The following is a 17,622-nucleotide window of genomic DNA, read 5'->3' on the forward strand; positions in this document are numbered from 1 at the left end:
TAACAGCATCGGAATTTTTCCATGCTTTCCATATAATTACGATCCAACAGTATGTTTTGTTTCAAAACAACTGTCACCAGAAAGCACAATTACTGGAGCTGTCAAGCTGATAAATACACCTTAAATTCTAAACCTTAATTTTCGCTTAATTCGCGGATAAAAAAAGAACCTGCCGGGAAATAAGGGCAATTTTCCGCAGGATCTTACAAAATTATATTAAACTCCCCTTTAATACAGTAACAAAAGGATCTATACAAAAAATAGACAAAGCCTATATGTCTGACGATTTTCCGAAACGTTCCTCCTAAATACAAGGCTCAAATGGGCTTTTTCATGCCGTTATCCGCCTTGAGCACCACTCCAGTTAGCGGTGGATTCGTACATGGAAACAGTTCTGCATTGTTGCTTGTTCTGTTCATAATTATCGGAGCCGTTTTTTGCTATTAGCGCAGTAGGCACCTGCCAGGGACTCTTTGACTATAGGCTGTGTTTAAAAGTTCAATGTTGGTTTCACCAGTACATTGATTGAAGCGGAAGGTGCGAGACTCCTGCGGGAACAGTAAGCCAGGCAAGATCCCGCAGTGAAGTATTGAGCGAGGAGACTCGCGATCGCCCGCAGAAAACGAGCGCATGGAGCGAAAAGCAACAGATTAGTTTAACAAAGCCTCACTATAAAGAATTTCGTCAGATTATCCCGCACAAAAAAAGCTCTCTGCGTCCGGGCAGAGAGGTGAGAAAAAACAAAAACAGAAGGTAATTCATATTATACAGCTAGGTTATATATGAATTCCACTATTTAATAAAAATTTATCCTTTCTAAGAAATAATATATAATTCAGCGACTTCCGGCCAACAAATCTGTTTCATCTGCCGTTTGTGCAAAGCAGTGTAACCTATCCAATACAGAAAAATTTATGGGCAAGGGAATGATTTCCGATAAGGAATACTGTTGTGCATTTTACCGACATGGAAAGCTATATTTTTTCTGCGAAGAGGGATATATCTTGAGGACAAGCGATATTTCCTAGGGAAGATCGATCTATTTTTGCGGTGAGCGATAAAATCAGACTGGCCTTTGACTAATCAAATGCTTCTACAAAAAAGAAAAGAGCCCCATATGGGCTCAAAGGGGGACATTGCTTTAATAAAGTGCTCTACTAATATAGCAGAGAGTGAAATAATTTTCCATACTTTTTTAAAAATTTTTTAAAATTAACATCATAAAAAATACCGCCTTAGAGAGGACAGAACCTTCAGCGCCTGACTGACACAACTCACCCTTCGTCGCTGCAATTTTTACTCTTTGAAACAGTACCCGCCATGGGGGGCAACCGAATCAGAAGAACAAAATCAAAAAGACGACAGCAATCCAGAATGGCAAACAGAAAACCAGTGCCCATACCACACCTTTAAAAAAGTTTTCTTCCACAAAAACCACCTCAAGTTTATACCATGAATCGGCTCTATCTCCGATTCGCTGATACTGGGCAGTTTTTCCAGGTTTGTCACTTTCCATTCCGCAACTCGGAAAAAAGGCTTTTTTGCCCCTTCATCTAACCCTTTCATATGTATTCAGTGCTTCATAAAATAGAGAGTAACAGGCAGGCATTCAGGACTGTCTGAGGATCCGCCATATAATTGCTCCTCCCTATCACTCCTCGTGGCACTTGAAGAAGGCGTCACCTTGCAACGCGAGAAGCGGCCCGGTTTCGTTCATACTGAAGAAACCGGGCTGCTTTTTATTTAATAGCGTCTGCGGATCAATGATCCCATGTGTACTCCGCCGAGAACTTATTCACCGGTTGGCCTGCAAAATTGTAATAGTTTACCTTGATCTCTTTTTGATTCGCGCTGAGATCGAGGATTACATATGTACCTTCATTATAATTTCTTGGCAGGCGGAGACTCCCAGGATTAATGACGATCATGCCCTGTTCCTTGAACGATCCGGCAAAATGGGTGTGCCCGTAACAGATAATATCGGACTTTTCTTCGAGTCCGCGGTAAATCAAGTTGACCGGTGAATTCCTGACGCCGAGCAGATGTCCGTGAACAATCAGAAATTTGAGCGAACCCGACTGGCGGATCATTTCATCTGGAAAAGTCCCCGGGAAATCACAATTTCCTTCAACAGTCAGGTAATCCTGAATTTCCGGACTGTCCGCACGAAGTTCCGAATCGCCGCAGTGGATAAAAGCTGCCACTTCCCCCCGATAACGATTTTTCAACTCAGCAACTTCGCTCTTCAGGCCATGCGTGTCACTGACAATCAGCCATTTCATTTTTCTTCACCGACCCAGTTCTTCCAGTTTTCCCGCAGTTGCTGAAGTGCAAGGGCGCGATGGCTGATTCTGTTCTTCTCTTCATTACCCATTTCCGCAAAAGTTAATTTTGCACTGGGTACAAGAAAAACCGGATCGTAGCCGAATCCGTCATTCCCCCGCCGCTCCAGTGTGATTAGCCCGTTGCAGCGCCCCTCGGCAAAGCGGGTTGTTTTTCCGGGCCGGCTGAGCGCCAGCACACAGGTAAAATGAGCCGTGCGCTTTTCCAGAGGAATTCCGTCCAGTTTCCCAAGCAGCCTGTCAATGTTCCGCGCGCTGTCTTTCTCCGGGCCCGAGTAACGTGCCGAAAAAATTCCCGGTTCGCCGCCAATCGCGTCAACAGAAAGCCCAGAGTCGTCGGCAAGCGTGATCATATTTGTTTTTTTTGAGAGCGTTTCTGCCTTTAGAGCGGCATTTTCCTGAAAAGTCCTGCCCGTTTCCGGGACGTCTATGTCGATACCCAAATCCTTCAGCGAACGTACCTCCACCTGAAAATCCGCAAGCAGCGTTTTTATTTCCGTGATTTTCCCCTGATTATTGGATGCAATCAAAATTTGTGTCACTTGTTGATCCCTGCCTTTTGCTCCGTCAGTATATCGCCGATTACGGACTGTTCGGCAGCAATCAGTTCATGAATGCCCTTTTTTGCAAGCCGAATTAATTCAGTCAGCTCATCGTCGCTGAAAGTAGCCTCCTCGCCTGTGCCCTGAATCTCCACAAAACGATCTTTGCTGTTCATGACAATATTCATGTCCACATCTGTTGTCGCATCTTCTTTGTAGCACAGGTCAAGAATCGGACCGTAAACGGGATGAACACCTACCGAAGTCGCTGCCAGGTACGAATTAACGGGAATTTTATCAATCTGCCCTCGATCCATGGCTTTTTTAAACGCCAGAACCATGGCAACAAATGCACCGGTGATAGACGCTGTACGGGTGCCGCCATCCGCCTGGATGACATCACAGTCAATCCAGACCGTCCGCTCGCCAAGCGCGTCAAGCGCCACCACCGAGCGCAGCGCGCGGCCGATCAGGCGCTGGATTTCCATTGTCCGGCCTCCTACTTTCCCGCGGGAGGATTCACGGATTGTCCGTTCCGGAGTTGCCCGCGGGAGCATTGAGTATTCGGCAGTGATCCACCCTTTTTTCTGCCCACGCATAAACGGCGGAACCTTTTCCTCAATACTGGCATTGCAGATCACCTTTGTCCTGCCAATAGTGATCAGCACAGATCCCTCGGGATGAATGATAAAGTCAGGCTGTATTTGAATGGGTCGAAGTTCGTCATTCTTTCTTCCATCTGGTCTCATTGCACTTATTTCCTCCGATAACCATATTTTTATTCAAACTGAAGAGGGGCAGCACACTGCCCCTCTTACTATACCATAACTTGTATCTTGCCATTACAGCCCAGTCGCATTTACCATTGATCGCGATACCGGTCCCGTAATCGTTTTTCCTGATTCCAGCAGCACTTTGCCGGAATTGCCGATCTTTATCGATACCTGGCGTATGCCGCTTTCTCCCGTAAGCGTCAGAACCAGACTTCGCAATGCCTGATCACTGATCGCTTTCGATGCTTTGTCTTCATAAATCGCGCTGTTAAAGTGGAGGTGCACTACACCATCAGAAACGACCGGTTTCTCTAGCAGCTGTGTATCCGGGTTGAATGCCGAGATAAAATCGCTCCCTACCGGTTCATGAATCAGCGCATTGACCAGGCCAGACAACAAGTCACCCGTATCCGATATCCGAACCGTTACCGGCACATCAAAAGACTTTCCTTTGTCAGTGGCCAAGTAGTATACAGTCTGCGGCTGGCTGGCTGTCACATCAGCCACGCTCCCGAAAGTTGTATTAATTCCATCCGCTCGGGTCAGATCCCTGCCAACCGGAAGCCCACTGCCCGGCCACTCGTTCAGCGTTTTTCCGTTGACACTGATCGTCACGCTTTTGACCATATCAAATTGGGTTGCCGTCCAAACAATCGACTGAACAATCTTTTCCTGATCTTCAGGCCGTGCTCCGAGGAGTTCTTTGGAAAAGTCTGCCGTCAGCTGGCCGCGTGAGTCAACCACTGCGCTGTTGACCTCTGTATCAGATGGGAGAACAGCCTGAAATCCACTGGGCAGCAAATCAGTCACCGGACCGTCTTTCACCAGATAGCCAAGAACCTGCTTCACCGGTGCATGAGTTTCAGGAAGACCGGTCGGCTGTGGAACGAGCAGCCCGGAGGCATCGGTCAGAAACAATTCCCTCTGAATGTACTTATTACTCTTTGAAATCTTAGCCAAATCTGATTTGTTTTTAACATAGCTCACACTGTCCGGCTTCTGGTCGGCAGCTCCGCCACATGCGGCAAGCAGCATCAGTAGAAGCAGCACTGCCGCCACAATGGTGAGTGATCGACGACGATACATCATAGTTGACCCTCCCTGATCCCTATGGGTTGTACTACATGTATACGAGCACTGCCGCCAATTAGACCTGAATCTCTGTCAATCCTGTGAATAAGTGACCATACGGGACACAGGGCCGCCACCCAGTTCCCAATAAAAATCACATAAAATGGAAATAATGATTATAGACGGTACAGATCGCCGGCTGAAGAGTGCTGCAGCATTGAAAAGCGAATAGCACACGGACTATAATAGACACATTGTATGCTGAAAAAAGTTGAAAAAGAACGAATCGCTGCCGATTAATTTATTAAGAAAATATTTTTTATGGACAGCTGCTAAAGCTGTTGTTTGGAGGTTTTAAAAATCAGACTTGAGCCAACCCGCTGTGTGAAGGTACCCGTCCTGACCCAATTAGACGAAGAATCTGTTTCAGATCTATCGACCGGCAAAAATTTTTATCCATACATTGTGAAAGATGGGGAACATGTCTTTCCTAAAACATTTGCTTTTGAAACATGTGGAGCAAATATTATAGATTTTATCGGCGTTGCGCCCTTTTCATTGTGGATCGTTGAACAGCGCCGTCTGTTTCTTAATGGAGACCGCGTCATTGTCCAAATGGAGGATGGGCGGATTTTTGCAGGAAAATCAAAAATATTAACCCATAGTAGCCTGATCATCCGAAATACTGAAGGGATTAACTGCGAGGTCTTAGATTTTTCAAAAGTTCGTTTCATCGGGCGGTTTGTCAAAGGACTTAATCGTGATGAAAATCTGTAAAAAATACATTGTGACTTCTTTTTATACAGTATAAATGCGGATGATGCAGAACCACACTTTTCTATGAAATCATAGACACTGTTTTTAAAACACTCAAAGGCTAAAAACAAAAAACGACCCTATTGCAGACCTTTTTCGGATCGCATATACCCACGTTCAGAGTGTATAAGGATTTACACGGGAATTTGACTTCTAACGCTCTCTTCGCTTCGATCAGATACTTCCTCTGCGGCATCAATCTCCGGACGAGAAGGAACAACGAGATGAAGATCAATGTATCCATTCTGTATCCGGCTGGGTCTATGGCAATCTGCTTTCAGTGATGGATCTGACTTTTCGTAATAATCATATGTTTTGTATTAATAACATTATCCTGCGCACCTGGACAATCCGAATATACGCTTTTTGCGCTAATCATTCCCTTATAATTTCAAGCTTGGTTGAAAACTCATGGCGGCTTAACAAAGTTTCTCGATGCCCCATCGGCTTAGGCTAATCTTGTACCCGTGATAATCTCAAACTGTTCAGTGTAACGATCACCGTTGCGCCGACATCTGCAAAAACAGCCATCCAAAGGGTCAGCCATCCCGGGAAGATCAGCACTATGGAAACGGCTTTTATGGCTAAAGACAAGGACACGTTTTGCCTGATGACCGCCATTGCCTGATGGCTCAAGTTTATGATGTAGGGGAGTTTTGTTAAATCGTCGGACATGAGTGCAATGTCGGCTGTTTCCAGTGCCGTATCGGTTCCTGAAGCCCCCATGGCAATTCCTACGGTCGCCTCGGCGAGTGCCGGAGCATCGTTCACCCCATCACCGACCATCGCAGCTTCCTGATATCTTTCACAGAGATCTTTAATTAAGGCTAATTTATCCTCCGGAAGCAGCTCTGCCTGAACTATGGAAACACCGGCTGCTTTTCCAACGGATTCTGCCGCTTTTTTATTGTCACCCGTCAACATAACAGTCTGCCCAATGCCGGCCTGATGAAGCTTCCGAATGACGGCACTTGAAGCCTCACGCAATTCATCTGCGACCGCAATGAGGGATAAAATTTCACTTTCTGTTCCAAATACGATAACCGTTTTCCCTTGCTTCTGAAGACTTTGAATCTGCTTTCCGATCACCATGTCTATGCCATCCGGAAGTGTTTCTTCAAAAAGAAGCGGGCTGCCGATATAGAAATTTTCCTGATTGACTCTTGCTCTGACTCCCTTACCAATAACTGATTGAAATGCTTCAACGACAATATCATTAACGTTCAACCCGTCCTTTTCCGCCTTTCTGCAGATGGCCGATGCAAGCGGATGCTGTGATCCTTTTTCAATTGCAGCTGCGAGGGTCATAACACTCTGTTCATTTCTGCGAAGAGCCACTATATCCGTGACCTCTGGAACACCTTTGGTCAGCGTTCCTGTTTTATCAAAAGCGATCACTTTGAGCGCGCCCGCATTTTCCAGGGGAATCCCGCCTTTAATGATGACACCATTCCTTGCCGCGTTGCCAATCGCCGTGACAATAGCTACAGGCGTCGAGATTACCAGAGAGCAAGGGCAGCCAACAACGAGCAGTGCCAGCCCCCTGTAGAGCCAGTCGCCCCAGCTGGCACCCATAACTAACGGGGGAATGCCAGCCAGTAACAGAGAAGATACTATAATGACCGGTGTATAAACTTTTGCGAAACGATCGACAAATGTCTGGGTAGGTGCTTTTGCCGTTTGAGCCTCTTCAACCAGGTGAATAATTCTGGCAAGTGTTGTATCTTCTGCCCGTTTCGTAACTTTAACTTCCAATAAACCTTCTTCATTCAATGTTCCGGCATAAACCGGGTCATTGACTGCTTTTGTGACCGGAATGGACTCGCCGGTAATAGCCGCCTGATTAATTACCGACGCCCCCTTGACCACCCTGCCATCCATTGCCAGCTTCTGCCCGGGTTTGACGACCATGATATCACCGATCTTAATCTCTTCAACCGGTACCATCAATTCCAGTGTACCCCTGCGAATCAGCGTTTCTTTCGGCGCGATCTCCATCAATGAATGAATAGACTGCCTTGCCGCATCGACCGAATAACTCTCTAATGCTTCGCTGATTGCGAAAAGGATAACAACGGTCGCCCCTTCTTCCCATTTACCAATTGCCGCGGCACCTAAAATGGCAATGGTCATGAGTGTATCCATATCAAAATCCAGATGAAGCAAATTTTTAAGCCCCTCCATAAAAAGGGCGTATCCGCCAATCAGAATGGCTGCGGCATAGCCAATAATGGGCAGAGGGCTCTGTCCACCCCATTGCATGCTTAAGATCCAGCTCGCCATCAAAATGACTGCGGACAAATAAACCTTAAGACTTTTCTTTTGTTTCCAAATGGGCTGAGACTCCATGGTCCCTTCTTTTTCATCCTGTATTTTTAAATTTTCAAAAGCTCCGGCTTTTTCCAGTGCTTCAATTGTCGTACTGCCATAAACAACGATCTTTGACGCACCAAAATTTACTTTGGCGTCCTGTACCTCAGCCAGCCGTTTTACATTTCTTTCAAATTTATTCGCACATTCCACGCAATCTAATCCATGAACCCGATAAACTTTCATCTGCACTTCAGCCAATGGTTTTTACCTCTCTTTGATCATTAAAAACGATTGAAAGAAGCATCCGGATCTCTTCCTGATCCAAAGAGTAAAAAGCCATCTTTCCCTCCCTGCGATAGTTAACAAGGCCTTGTTTGCGCAGCGTGCGCAGATGATGGGAAGCCGTCGCGACTGAAGAACCGATAATGTTGGCAACATCACAGACGCACAGTTCCTTCTCGTGGCATAATGCGAAAGCAATTTTTGCACGATTTGCATCCGCAAGTGACTTAAACAGTTGTACGGGACGGGATATATCCTTATTCGATAACAGCCCTCGTATATGGTTCACCTTCTGCGCATCAAAACAATAAATATCACAAGTATCTTTTTCAGGCATCAGCAACCACCCTCAATCATTCAAATGTTCATTTGAATGTATTATAGTACAATGATCCGTTTCATTCAAATATTCTTTTGAATGAAACGGATCATTTAGGAAACTGATTAATGTTCACACAAAAAAAGTCTATCTCAAGTTGATGAAACCCTTGTTTGAAAAAAGTAACTTTACAAACAGTGAATGCAGAAGTAAACTACTGTTTAATATAAGAATAAAACTTTCCAACATCTTAAATCGCTTAATTCAAAGAAGCGGGGGAACCGGTTTTCAGGGGTGAATCCTTTTTAGGTAGGGCAACTTTCTTGCCCGAATCCGTCAGCTAACCTCGTCAGCGTTCGGAGAGAAGATGGGACAACTTTGTGTGCTGAAATCATGCCGCGAGCTTGTGCTCAGCGGTATTTTTATTTTGATACACTTCCATATTAAGTGATAAGACTGGAATCTGAAAAGGGTGGGACCTTTGGAAAACGTAGAGTGGTTAAATGTCTTATTGATTGTTATCGTGGCTGGCGGAGGCTGGCTGTGTCTGCAAAATTTTAGTCTGGTCAAGCGTGTGCTTATTGGCCGTCCAATGAAAACGGAGTCGCTTCATTCAAAAAGCAATCATTTATTCTGGCTCATCGCCCTTCCGATACTATCCGCCGACTTGTACTCATCAGTGGCCTATGGTCCTGAAGCGGGGATGACCGAGCTGGCTCAATTAGGACCGGATGCGAAATGGCTCATTCTGCCAATCACGGTTGCGGCCGTCCTTCTGCTCGCCATCTTGATTAATTCCTATATTATGGGTGTTCTTGCTTATCCGAATGGCGGAGGAGCCTACGCGATTGCACGGGACAATTTTAAACATTCCTGGGTGGCAGTTACAGCGTCGAGCGCTCTTCTCATCGATTATGTATTGACCGTCGCAGTTTCCGTTTCTGCGGCCATAGCCGCTATTTCCTCTGCGTATCCGGTCGTAACGCCCTACCGGACAACCATTGCCCTGATCTGTATTCTCGTTTTACTGCTCATCAATTTGCGCGGTGTTGCTGAGGCGGCAAAAGTACTTGCATGGCCGACTTTCTTTTTTATGGCCTGCATGATGGCACTTATTGCATTTGGCTTTTTCAATGAATTCAGATATGGTTTCGTTCAGGCAGCGACTCCATCTTTTGGCACTGTGCCGAAGGATTTGACAGCGCTGCTGGTGCTGAAAGCATTCAGCTCATCCTGTTCCGCTTTAACCGGCATTGAAACCATATCCAACTCCGTACCCATTTTCCGTAGTCCAAAACAAAAAAATGCTATCAAAACGTATATAGCGCTTGGTATTCTTGAAGGCATCACTCTGGTGGGTATCTCCTATCATCTGTACGTACACGGTATTTCTGTTAATCCCAGCAACACGATGCTCTCACAGCTGACTGCTTTGATTTTTGGCAATGGGCTGATTTATCAGCTGATCACTTGGTCAACGTTTGTTGTTCTGATTCTGGCAGCCAACTCAACGTTCAATGGATTTTCCCAGCTCGCAGCGATTGTTGCTTCCGACGGATTTCTCCCGCGTAAGCTGGCGCAGCGCGGTGACCGGCTTTCTTATTCAAACGGCCTGATCACACTGGCCGCGCTTGCCGGCTTACTGGTCGTATTCTTCCATGCGGAAACCAATGCGCTGATTCCACTTTATGCCATCGGCGTGTTTGTTTCATTCACGATTGCCCAGATCGGCCTTGTTCGTCGCTGGGGCCATATCAAGGGCCGTCACTGGAAAGTGAACTTAACTGTTAATGGCATTGGCGCTGTAGTGTCCGCATGTGTCGCACTGATTTTCGCAGTCACGAAGTTTACAGGCGGGGCCTGGATTATCATCGTCATTTTACCTTGGTTTGCCTGGATTTCCTTAACGATATCAAAGCACTATAAAGAAGTTGGTTCTCAGCTCCATATAGACTTGCTGAAAGATCGGCCAATTGCGCATGAGGTGACTTCGATCGTCCTGATATCTGGTATTCACCGTGTCGTTAATAACACATTGTCATTCGCAAAAAGCATTGACACAAATGTCATCGCCGTTTACGTCGGATTTGATGACGCTTCGATCGAAACCATTCAAAAGCAATGGAAAGAGTGGGGAACGCCATGCAAACTGATTGTGCTCCAAAGTCAGTATCGTTCTCTGATTGCGCCTATATCATCTTTTATACATGATATCCAGAAAGAAAAAGGAAAGGACAGCTATATCCATATCCTGATGCCGCAATTCATCATGAAGAAAAGCTGGCACAACCTCCTCCACAATCAGAGTGCTCTGATTCTGCGTACATGGCTTTTTCTGCACAAGGATGTCGTTATCACGACTGTTCCGTTCCATTTAAAAAAATAGACTAATGAAGAGGGTTCAATAATAAAACCACCATCTCCAAATGATCTTCCCCCTGTCAACTCAAAGGGGAGCATATCTCAAATAAGATGGTGGTTTTGTCTGTCCGTTTTTGTTAACCGATTACAAAATGACCTAAATACTTATTGAACTGTCGGTGCCTCGTTCGAGGCGATGCAGCTCATCTGCTTCGTTTCATGATTCTTCCAAAACCTTTTGTGCTGATTTTGGGCGGTGAATTATTCTTCGGTACTGAAATTCTAGAATTTTTTGGGAATACATTATTGCTCCCCTGGCCAGTATTCGATTTAAAGATTTTCCCGGTACTGTTTTCAGCTGAACGAATCGCCTGCCCCACATCATTCGTCACGCTGTTTTTAATTTTTGAAAATGTGCTTGATAACGTGTTCGGACTGTTACCGGAACGGCTTCTTTTAATAATCGAGCCTGTTGTCTGCTTCGTTATTGGAGGAATTGTTTTCTTTTCACTGGCAGTGGGTGGCTGATATTTTGCCGATGACGGGACCGTCCTACCACCTGTGTATCCGCGATAGCTGCCAAGGGAGCCACTGCCTAGTTGAAACAAATGATCCAAAAGAACTCCAGACAGAAAGCCCCTCAGAAACGACGAACTATAATTGTTACGTACAAATTCTTTGTTACTCACTTCAATCAGGGTATTTGCTGGATTCTTTTTGTCTCTTTGAATGTCGTATAATTCATTAGGATAGACAAGGAACATTTGCTGAACGCTGTTTTTGGATATCTGATCAGGCTTCTTCTGGCTGCTTAGTTTCTTGGCTACTTCGGGAACGGACTGCTTATCGGCCTGATAAATATAAGACTCCTGGTTCCCGTTTTTGGATACGGAGATCAGCGGATAACCTCCGCTTACAGCCTGTTGTCCGGGCCCGGACGCGGAACATCCGGCTAATATGGAAACACCGACTACTACGGCGAGAATCATTTTTATGGTTTTTGACAATCGTCTGAACATGTTCAACGCTCCCCTCTTTTCATGACTGAATGATGCTGACATCCATTGGCAGGATGTCTTCCCCTTCATAAAGCATCATCTGGCCGGCCTGCCATTCAATACGGAGCAGCTTCCCATTATCGGATTGAAAATCCCAAAGATAACGTTCCTCAGTGGATGAAAAAGGTGTATCGCCCGATGCATGAGCCGCGCCAATCGCCTGATCCTCCAGATGATACAAAGTCCCTTCCATTTCAATAGTTGTTGGAATTTCATTGATGTCTTCAAGACGCCCGTCAATCGCATCATAGAGTGCCAGATTCAGTTTTTCTCTCTTGGCCACTCGAAAATATTTAATGGCACTGCCGTCCTTTAAAGTGAAGAAAACCTCTCTGCGCTGTGGAAAAAGTGCTCTGCCGGCAACAGTATAGCTGGCCAGAGAGATATCCACAATATCACCAATTGTTAGCGTGTAAGGTGTTTTTTCTTCAATTGGAGGTTCAGGCTTTTTCACTAAATTGACAATTCGATGAAAAATCGACATTTTTTTCTCCTCTCAATCCATAAAAATAACGCCGACAGCCGTCATTAAAATCCACTCGGCATGCCGGCTCATTATTTTAGCCTATTGTTCTTTCTTTATTTTTTGTGCTCCGCGATTAATCTTGCCAGTTCGTTTTCAACTTTCTTGTCCTTTCCCAAATTCTCGAACTCTTCGTCAATGGATGTCTCTTTCTTATAAACTTCGCCACTCGCTTCGGCTTCTGCCTCCATTTGCAGTGTCTTTTCTTCCATGCGTTTTAAACCAGCCATGGCCGTATTCGCATCGAAACCGGACATGGTGTCATTGATCTTTTTCTGCGCCTGGGCGGCGTTGACTCTTGCGACCAGCGTTTCCCGCTTATCTTTCAGCTCGGCAACCTGCTTCCGCATATCATCCAGTTTGTGGCGGAGTTTTTCTGCAGCCGCCTGATTCTGATCATAGCGTTCTTTGTACTCGTTCATTTTCTGCTCAGCGCTCTGCTTGTCTTCAATAACCCTTCGCGCCAGATCGATGTTTCCGTCTTCAACAGCAAGGTGTGACTGTTCTTCACGTTTGGCTACAAGCGCTTTTTGCTCTTCATAGAGCGCTTTGAATTTCTTTTCAAGAGCGATTTGCGCGGCGACACCGTGTTCCGCTTCCTGTAGGTCCTCCTGCATATCGCGCAAATACTGGTCGGTCATCTTGACCGGATCTTCCGCCTTTTCAATTAAAGCATAGATATTTGAAACAGTAAGGTCACGCAGTCTTTTAAATAGCGACATTCAATAAAACCTCCTGATTGTTTTTCAAGTCAATACTCCTTTATTTTAAAGGATAATCAACTATTTTTAAACGGCTTGTAGTTTTTTTCTCCGATTAACGATTACATTCGATCACTTGTTTTACTCCAATAGCAGAACTCTTATTAATATAATATTACACGATGAAACTGAAGGAGTAATGAAAATAAATGATGTTTTTAATGAAAAAATAGTGGGTTTTATTTTAAATTCATGAGATGTGACAAATTCCGATAACATTCGATGACAATACTATTTCATTTCAACAATTTAAATGCGTCATTGATTCTCTTTAAAACGGTCTTTTCTTCACATTTTACGGTTTTTAGGAAGAATATTCCTCAACTTTTTAAATGCATAAGCCCTGATCTGTCAGTATCCCGTAACAACCGTTCACTCATTTACCTTGCCTCAACTACACCGTCCGTCTTCAACCGCAATAAGGTTACACGATAAATGTATAGAAACAATGTAAAATAAGTGATATTTCTCAAGAAACTCCATACTTGGCGCATTCTATGTATTAAAAAAGTGCCCCAGCCCATTTCAGGCGAGACACTTCTCTAAATTAATTCTGTCCAACGACATCGTAGCCCTGTTCTTCAACAGCTTCCTTCATCTTGCTAAACTGGACTTTAGTTTCATCATACTCAACAACGGCTTTACCTTTTTCAAGATTCACCGAAACATTTGATACACCGTCCAATTCCTTTAAAGCATTTGTGACGGACATCTTACAGTGTCCACAGTGCATGCCTTTTACATCAAGCGTGGTTTGTGCCATAATCTCAGTCTCCTTTTTTATGTGAAAAATTTGTTTGAATAATGGGTTACGGGGTTTCAAGATTAGTGCTGCCCGGCGACGTCGTAGCCTTGTTCTTCTACGGCTTCTTTCATCTTGCTGAATTGGACTTTAGCTTCATCATACACGACAGAAGCTTCACCGGATTTCAGATCAACGTCAACTGCCGATACGCCGTCAAGTCCTTTCAATGTCTTCGTCACCAGGTTTTTGCAGTGATCCCCCATCATGCCTTTAACATCCAATGTTGTTTTTGCCATAGTTATTCAAACCCCTTTATTATTTTTTTACAGCTTTTAAAATTCACCGGTTCAGACTTTGACTCGTTTCAGACGTAAACTGTTTGTGACAACTGAGACGGAACTGAAAGCCATCGCCGTACCGGCCACCCATGGAGCAAGCAAACCCAGGGCAGCAACCGGAATGCCTACCGTATTATAGAACAGAGCCCAGAACAGGTTCTGACGGATGTTCCGCATCGTTTTCCGGCTCAGGTCGATCGCTTTCGGAATATGCAGAAGGTCACCGCCAACCAGTGTGATATCAGCAGCTTCGATCGCCACATCCGTTCCGGTGCCAATCGCCATGCCAATATCCGCTGTAGCTAGGGCCGGAGCGTCATTGATTCCGTCACCGACCATCGCTACTTTCAATCCTTTTCCCTGCAGGATTTTGACTTTTGCCGCCTTCTCTTCAGGAAGGACTTCAGCAAAGACATGATCAATGCCTGCCTGTCTGGCAATCGCCTGTGCCGTCCGTTCATTGTCCCCCGTAATCATGTACACTGAGAGCCCGCGTGCCTTCAATTCTTCGATTGCCTGCTTCGAAGACTTCTTAATCGTGTCGGCTACAGCGATGATGCCCTGAAGTTTGCCCTCATAGGCAACAAACATTGCGGTCTTGCCTTCTGATTCGAGTTTCTTCATCTGATCCTCGGCGTCCGAATAAGGAATGCGCTCCTCTTTCATTAAGCGACGCGTCCCGATCGCGATTTTTTTTCCGGAAACGGCAGCTTTGATTCCATAACCGGCCAGTGCTTTAAATTCATTAGAAGAAGGAAGGTTATGGATTGCCTCTTTCCCATAGTTCACAATCGCCTGCGCGAGCGGATGCTCACTGGCCGATTCAGCCGAAGCGGCCAGTGCCACGAGCTTTTCCTTTTCAGCGCCATTTAGGGTAATAACGTCTGTGACTTCCGGTTTCCCATTGGTGATCGTACCCGTCTTATCGAACAGAACAGCCTGAAGATTTTGCGTCGTTTCGAGATATTCACCTCCTTTGAAGAGAATACCGTTCTCAGCCCCTTTACCGGTTCCAACCATAATTGATGTCGGTGTTGCCAAACCTAATGCGCATGGGCAGGCAATGACAAGCACACTGATTGCCGCAACCAGTGCCGGTGCGAATTGACCGGGTGTGACAAACAGGATCCAGACGAGAAAAGCAGCAGCAGAGATGCCAATGACAATCGGGACAAAAACACCTGAGATGCTGTCTGCCAGACGCTGAATCGGCGCTTTTGATCCCTGTGCTTCTTCAACAATTTTAACGATGCCGGCAAGTGCCGTCTCTTTGCCCACTTTCTCTGCTTTCATTATCAATGTACCGTTGGCATTCACAGTAGCACCGATCACCTTGTCATTCATTCCTTTTTCAACAGGAATGGACTCGCCGGTGATCATCGATTCGTCAACCGATGAACTGCCGTCAACAACAACACCGTCTACAGGAATTTTTTCACCGGGTCTTACTCGTAACAAATTTCCGACCGTAACCTGATCAATTGGTATTTTTCGTTCTTTTCCATCTTCAATAACCGTCGCTTCTTTTGCCTGAAGGCCCATGAGTTGCGTAATTGCCGCAGTCGTCCGGCGTTTCGCCCGGGTTTCAAAATATTTACCCAGCAGTACAAGCGTAATTAAAATCGCACTCGTCTCAAAATATAGATCTGGATGGATCAGCCCAGCAAACTGATAGCGTAAGGCTTCAAATGTACTGTAAAAGTAAGCAGCGCTCGTACCCAGTGCAACCAGAACATCCATATTAGCACTTTTATTTAAAAGAGCTTTTGTTCCACTGACATAAAACTGTCCGCCAATATAAAATTGTACAATACCGGCTACCACAAGTTGAAACCACGGATTCATTAACAAATGAGGAATCGGAAGACCTGTATTAAAGGGCAGATGAGCAATCATCGTATAGAGCAGCGGCAGCGAAAGAACAGCAGAAAGGATCAGCTTTTGAAGTTTTCCGCGCAGTTCCTTCGCTTTTTCATCTTCCGCCTGTGATTGTTTTGGAACAGCTTTGTAACCGAGTTTCTTGACCTGATTATATATCGCATTGGGTTCGGTAATCCCCGGCTGAAAGACCACAGTCCCTGACTCAGTTGCCAGGTTAACCTGGGCCGATACCACGCCAGCCAAACGATTTAATCCTTTTTCAATACGCGTGGCACAGGAAGCGCACGTCATGCCGAGAATATCGACGTCCAGTCTTTGTGCCCGTACCCCGTATCCCAGCTTCTCAATTCTTTGTACCACGTCTTCAGGTTTTGCCCTTTCTCCGTCAATTGTCACCTTCGCTTTTTCCAGAGCGAGGTTGACATTGGCCTCGACACCCTCCATCTTGTTGAGCGACTTTTCTATTCGTGTTGAGCATGAAGCGCATGTCATCCCAGTAATTCCAATCTGCATGGCCTTCGAACTCATGAATCTCATCCCCTTAACATCAATTCATATAGAAGAAAATGGCATATCCAGAATCGGCCAGTTGCATGGACTGAATCAAACCAGCTCTGTCCATGAAAGGATTTTCAGATGCTGCTATTTTCTTTTTCAGCTAAATCATACCCATTGGGGGTATTTATGTCAAATTATTTGTTCGACAGTTTTTTATCTATTTAGGTGGATCAACGTCTCTGCTCCTTCTTGACTTTCTATTTTGATGGACAAATATATAGTTTTCGTGGGAAAATAAAATATATCATATATTTTTCAGAAATCATTCATACGTACTGGAAGTACACTGGATAATCAGAAAGCCATAAAGCTCTGTCGTTGAAGCCATTTATAAATAAAACATCTTTATTGTCTCTTCATAATTTTCCTCTACAATTTCTGAAACCAAACTTGAGCAGGATTTTTTATATTGCGCCAGTGGGTTATGGTAAAATAAAAATTGAAAGGCTGGTGACCCGTCATGATGGGTTGGTATGGCAATGGTATGATGAACGGTTTTGGTATCGGTATGGGCCTGGTAGGATGGCTCGTTCAATTGTTGCTGTTCGCCGCTGTGATTTATTTAGTGATTATCCTGATCAAAAAATTGTTGAATCAACCTCAACCGCCAGCGACCGATAAAAGTCAGGCGATTTTAAATGAACGCCTGGCCAAGGGCGAGATTACGGAAGAAGAGTATCGGAAATTAAAGAATTTATTACATGAGTGAAATCAGCTTGAACAAAAAGGTACAGGGAGAGAGCCACTGGCTTTCTCCCTGTACCTTTTTTTATATACATATCGCAGAAACGATACTTTTACGTACTGTCAATGAAAACTGCAGGTTCATTGAGGCGGATTAGTCCCCTAATGAAATCATACAGATTAGGTGTTTTGCTGTTGATTCACCTCCCCCCGAACAGGTCCATGGAATAAATACCTCACCATAAGTCAGCATAG

Annotated in this window: 15 protein-coding genes and 1 riboswitch; of the genes, 3 read left to right on the forward strand and 12 right to left on the reverse strand. The window is 45.0% G+C overall.

Annotated features, from left to right (window positions below):
• Positions 1–1,760: 1,760 nt before the first annotated feature.
• The 4 genes from COP04_RS15090 to COP04_RS15105 all read right to left on the reverse strand — a co-directional run bounded on the left by COP04_RS15090 (position 1,761) and on the right by COP04_RS15105 (position 4,746).
• Positions 1,761–2,282, reverse strand: a complete 522-nt coding sequence (locus tag COP04_RS15090) for a metallophosphoesterase family protein (protein WP_100488761.1) — start codon at positions 2,280–2,282, stop codon at positions 1,761–1,763.
• Positions 2,279–2,884, reverse strand: a complete 606-nt coding sequence (locus tag COP04_RS15095) for an XTP/dITP diphosphatase (RefSeq protein ID WP_100488762.1) — start codon at positions 2,882–2,884, stop codon at positions 2,279–2,281. The genes COP04_RS15090 and COP04_RS15095 overlap by 4 nt, the downstream gene beginning before the upstream one ends.
• A complete protein-coding gene (gene rph, locus COP04_RS15100) occupies positions 2,881–3,633 on the reverse strand; it encodes a ribonuclease PH (RefSeq protein WP_100488763.1) in 753 nt (250 codons plus the stop codon). The genes COP04_RS15095 and rph overlap by 4 nt, the downstream gene beginning before the upstream one ends.
• A gap of 93 nt (positions 3,634–3,726) precedes the next feature.
• Positions 3,727–4,746, reverse strand: coding sequence for a GerMN domain-containing protein (locus COP04_RS15105; protein WP_100488764.1), 1,020 nt, complete (start codon positions 4,744–4,746; stop codon positions 3,727–3,729).
• 366 nt (positions 4,747–5,112) lie between these two features.
• Between COP04_RS15105 and COP04_RS15110 the strand changes: the two genes are divergently transcribed.
• Positions 5,113–5,505 carry a hypothetical protein gene (locus COP04_RS15110; RefSeq protein WP_100488765.1) on the forward strand — a complete coding sequence of 131 codons (393 nt, stop codon included), beginning with the start codon at positions 5,113–5,115 and terminating at the stop codon, positions 5,503–5,505.
• Between the two features lie 492 nt (positions 5,506–5,997).
• Here COP04_RS15110 and COP04_RS15115 read toward each other — a convergent pair whose 3' ends face one another.
• Together COP04_RS15115 and COP04_RS15120 are read right to left on the reverse strand one after the other, a co-directional pair.
• Positions 5,998–8,100, reverse strand: a complete 2,103-nt coding sequence (locus COP04_RS15115; protein ID WP_100489714.1) for a heavy metal translocating P-type ATPase — start codon at positions 8,098–8,100, stop codon at positions 5,998–6,000.
• Positions 8,101–8,107: 7 nt separating this feature from the next.
• Positions 8,108–8,476 carry an ArsR/SmtB family transcription factor gene (locus tag COP04_RS15120; protein WP_100488766.1) on the reverse strand — a complete coding sequence of 123 codons (369 nt, stop codon included), beginning with the start codon at positions 8,474–8,476 and terminating at the stop codon, positions 8,108–8,110.
• Positions 8,477–8,704: 228 nt separating this feature from the next.
• Positions 8,705–8,827, forward strand: a riboswitch (cyclic di-AMP (ydaO/yuaA leader).
• Positions 8,828–8,930: 103 nt separating this feature from the next.
• Between COP04_RS15120 and COP04_RS15125 the strand changes: the two genes are divergently transcribed.
• Positions 8,931–10,844: an APC family permease gene (locus COP04_RS15125; RefSeq protein WP_338062853.1), complete on the forward strand. Its 1,914-nt coding sequence runs from the start codon at positions 8,931–8,933 to the stop codon at positions 10,842–10,844.
• A gap of 178 nt (positions 10,845–11,022) precedes the next feature.
• On the opposite strand, the gene COP04_RS15130 is transcribed toward COP04_RS15125, so the two are convergent.
• The 6 genes from COP04_RS15130 to COP04_RS15155 all read right to left on the reverse strand — a co-directional run bounded on the left by COP04_RS15130 (position 11,023) and on the right by COP04_RS15155 (position 16,653).
• Complete coding sequence (locus COP04_RS15130) at positions 11,023–11,838, reverse strand: DUF4247 domain-containing protein (RefSeq protein ID WP_157800332.1); 816 nt, start codon at positions 11,836–11,838, stop codon at positions 11,023–11,025.
• A gap of 19 nt (positions 11,839–11,857) precedes the next feature.
• Positions 11,858–12,361, reverse strand: a complete 504-nt coding sequence (locus COP04_RS15135; protein ID WP_100488768.1) for a DUF4178 domain-containing protein — start codon at positions 12,359–12,361, stop codon at positions 11,858–11,860.
• A 95-nt stretch (positions 12,362–12,456) separates the two neighbouring features.
• Complete coding sequence (locus COP04_RS15140; protein WP_100488769.1) at positions 12,457–13,122, reverse strand: PspA/IM30 family protein; 666 nt, start codon at positions 13,120–13,122, stop codon at positions 12,457–12,459.
• 586 nt (positions 13,123–13,708) lie between these two features.
• Complete coding sequence (gene copZ, locus COP04_RS15145) at positions 13,709–13,924, reverse strand: copper chaperone CopZ (protein WP_100488770.1); 216 nt, start codon at positions 13,922–13,924, stop codon at positions 13,709–13,711.
• Between the two features lie 62 nt (positions 13,925–13,986).
• Positions 13,987–14,202: a copper ion binding protein gene (locus tag COP04_RS15150; protein ID WP_100488771.1), complete on the reverse strand. Its 216-nt coding sequence runs from the start codon at positions 14,200–14,202 to the stop codon at positions 13,987–13,989.
• Positions 14,203–14,253: 51 nt separating this feature from the next.
• Positions 14,254–16,653, reverse strand: coding sequence for a heavy metal translocating P-type ATPase (locus tag COP04_RS15155; RefSeq protein WP_100488772.1), 2,400 nt, complete (start codon positions 16,651–16,653; stop codon positions 14,254–14,256).
• Between the two features lie 490 nt (positions 16,654–17,143).
• On the opposite strand from COP04_RS15155, the gene COP04_RS15160 reads away from it, so the two are divergent.
• Positions 17,144–17,392, forward strand: coding sequence for an SHOCT domain-containing protein (locus COP04_RS15160; RefSeq protein WP_239984897.1), 249 nt, complete (start codon positions 17,144–17,146; stop codon positions 17,390–17,392).
• Positions 17,393–17,622 lie beyond the last annotated feature (230 nt).

The sequence above is a fragment of the Sporolactobacillus pectinivorans genome, assembly GCF_002802965.1.
Taxonomy (GTDB): Bacteria; Bacillota; Bacilli; order Bacillales; family Sporolactobacillaceae; genus Sporolactobacillus; species Sporolactobacillus pectinivorans.

What these genes read in the sequence shown, in the direction of transcription:
- COP04_RS15090 (WP_100488761.1), bottom strand. Translation starts at nt 2,282, where the DNA reads ATGAAATGGCTGATTGTCAGTGACACGCATGGCCTGAAGAGCGAAGTT.
- rph (WP_100488763.1), bottom strand. Translation starts at nt 3,633, where the DNA reads ATGAGACCAGATGGAAGAAAGAATGACGAACTTCGACCCATTCAAATA.
- COP04_RS15105 (WP_100488764.1), bottom strand. Translation starts at nt 4,746, where the DNA reads ATGATGTATCGTCGTCGATCACTCACCATTGTGGCGGCAGTGCTGCTT.
- COP04_RS15115 (WP_100489714.1), bottom strand. Translation starts at nt 8,100, where the DNA reads ATGAAAGTTTATCGGGTTCATGGATTAGATTGCGTGGAATGTGCGAAT.
- COP04_RS15120 (WP_100488766.1), bottom strand. Translation starts at nt 8,476, where the DNA reads ATGCCTGAAAAAGATACTTGTGATATTTATTGTTTTGATGCGCAGAAG.
- COP04_RS15130 (WP_157800332.1), bottom strand. Translation starts at nt 11,838, where the DNA reads ATGTTCAGACGATTGTCAAAAACCATAAAAATGATTCTCGCCGTAGTA.
- COP04_RS15135 (WP_100488768.1), bottom strand. Translation starts at nt 12,361, where the DNA reads ATGTCGATTTTTCATCGAATTGTCAATTTAGTGAAAAAGCCTGAACCT.
- COP04_RS15140 (WP_100488769.1), bottom strand. Translation starts at nt 13,122, where the DNA reads ATGTCGCTATTTAAAAGACTGCGTGACCTTACTGTTTCAAATATCTAT.
- copZ (WP_100488770.1), bottom strand. Translation starts at nt 13,924, where the DNA reads ATGGCACAAACCACGCTTGATGTAAAAGGCATGCACTGTGGACACTGT.
- COP04_RS15150 (WP_100488771.1), bottom strand. Translation starts at nt 14,202, where the DNA reads ATGGCAAAAACAACATTGGATGTTAAAGGCATGATGGGGGATCACTGC.
- COP04_RS15155 (WP_100488772.1), bottom strand. Translation starts at nt 16,653, where the DNA reads ATGAGTTCGAAGGCCATGCAGATTGGAATTACTGGGATGACATGCGCT.
- COP04_RS15160 (WP_239984897.1), top strand. Translation starts at nt 17,144, where the DNA reads ATGATGGGTTGGTATGGCAATGGTATGATGAACGGTTTTGGTATCGGT.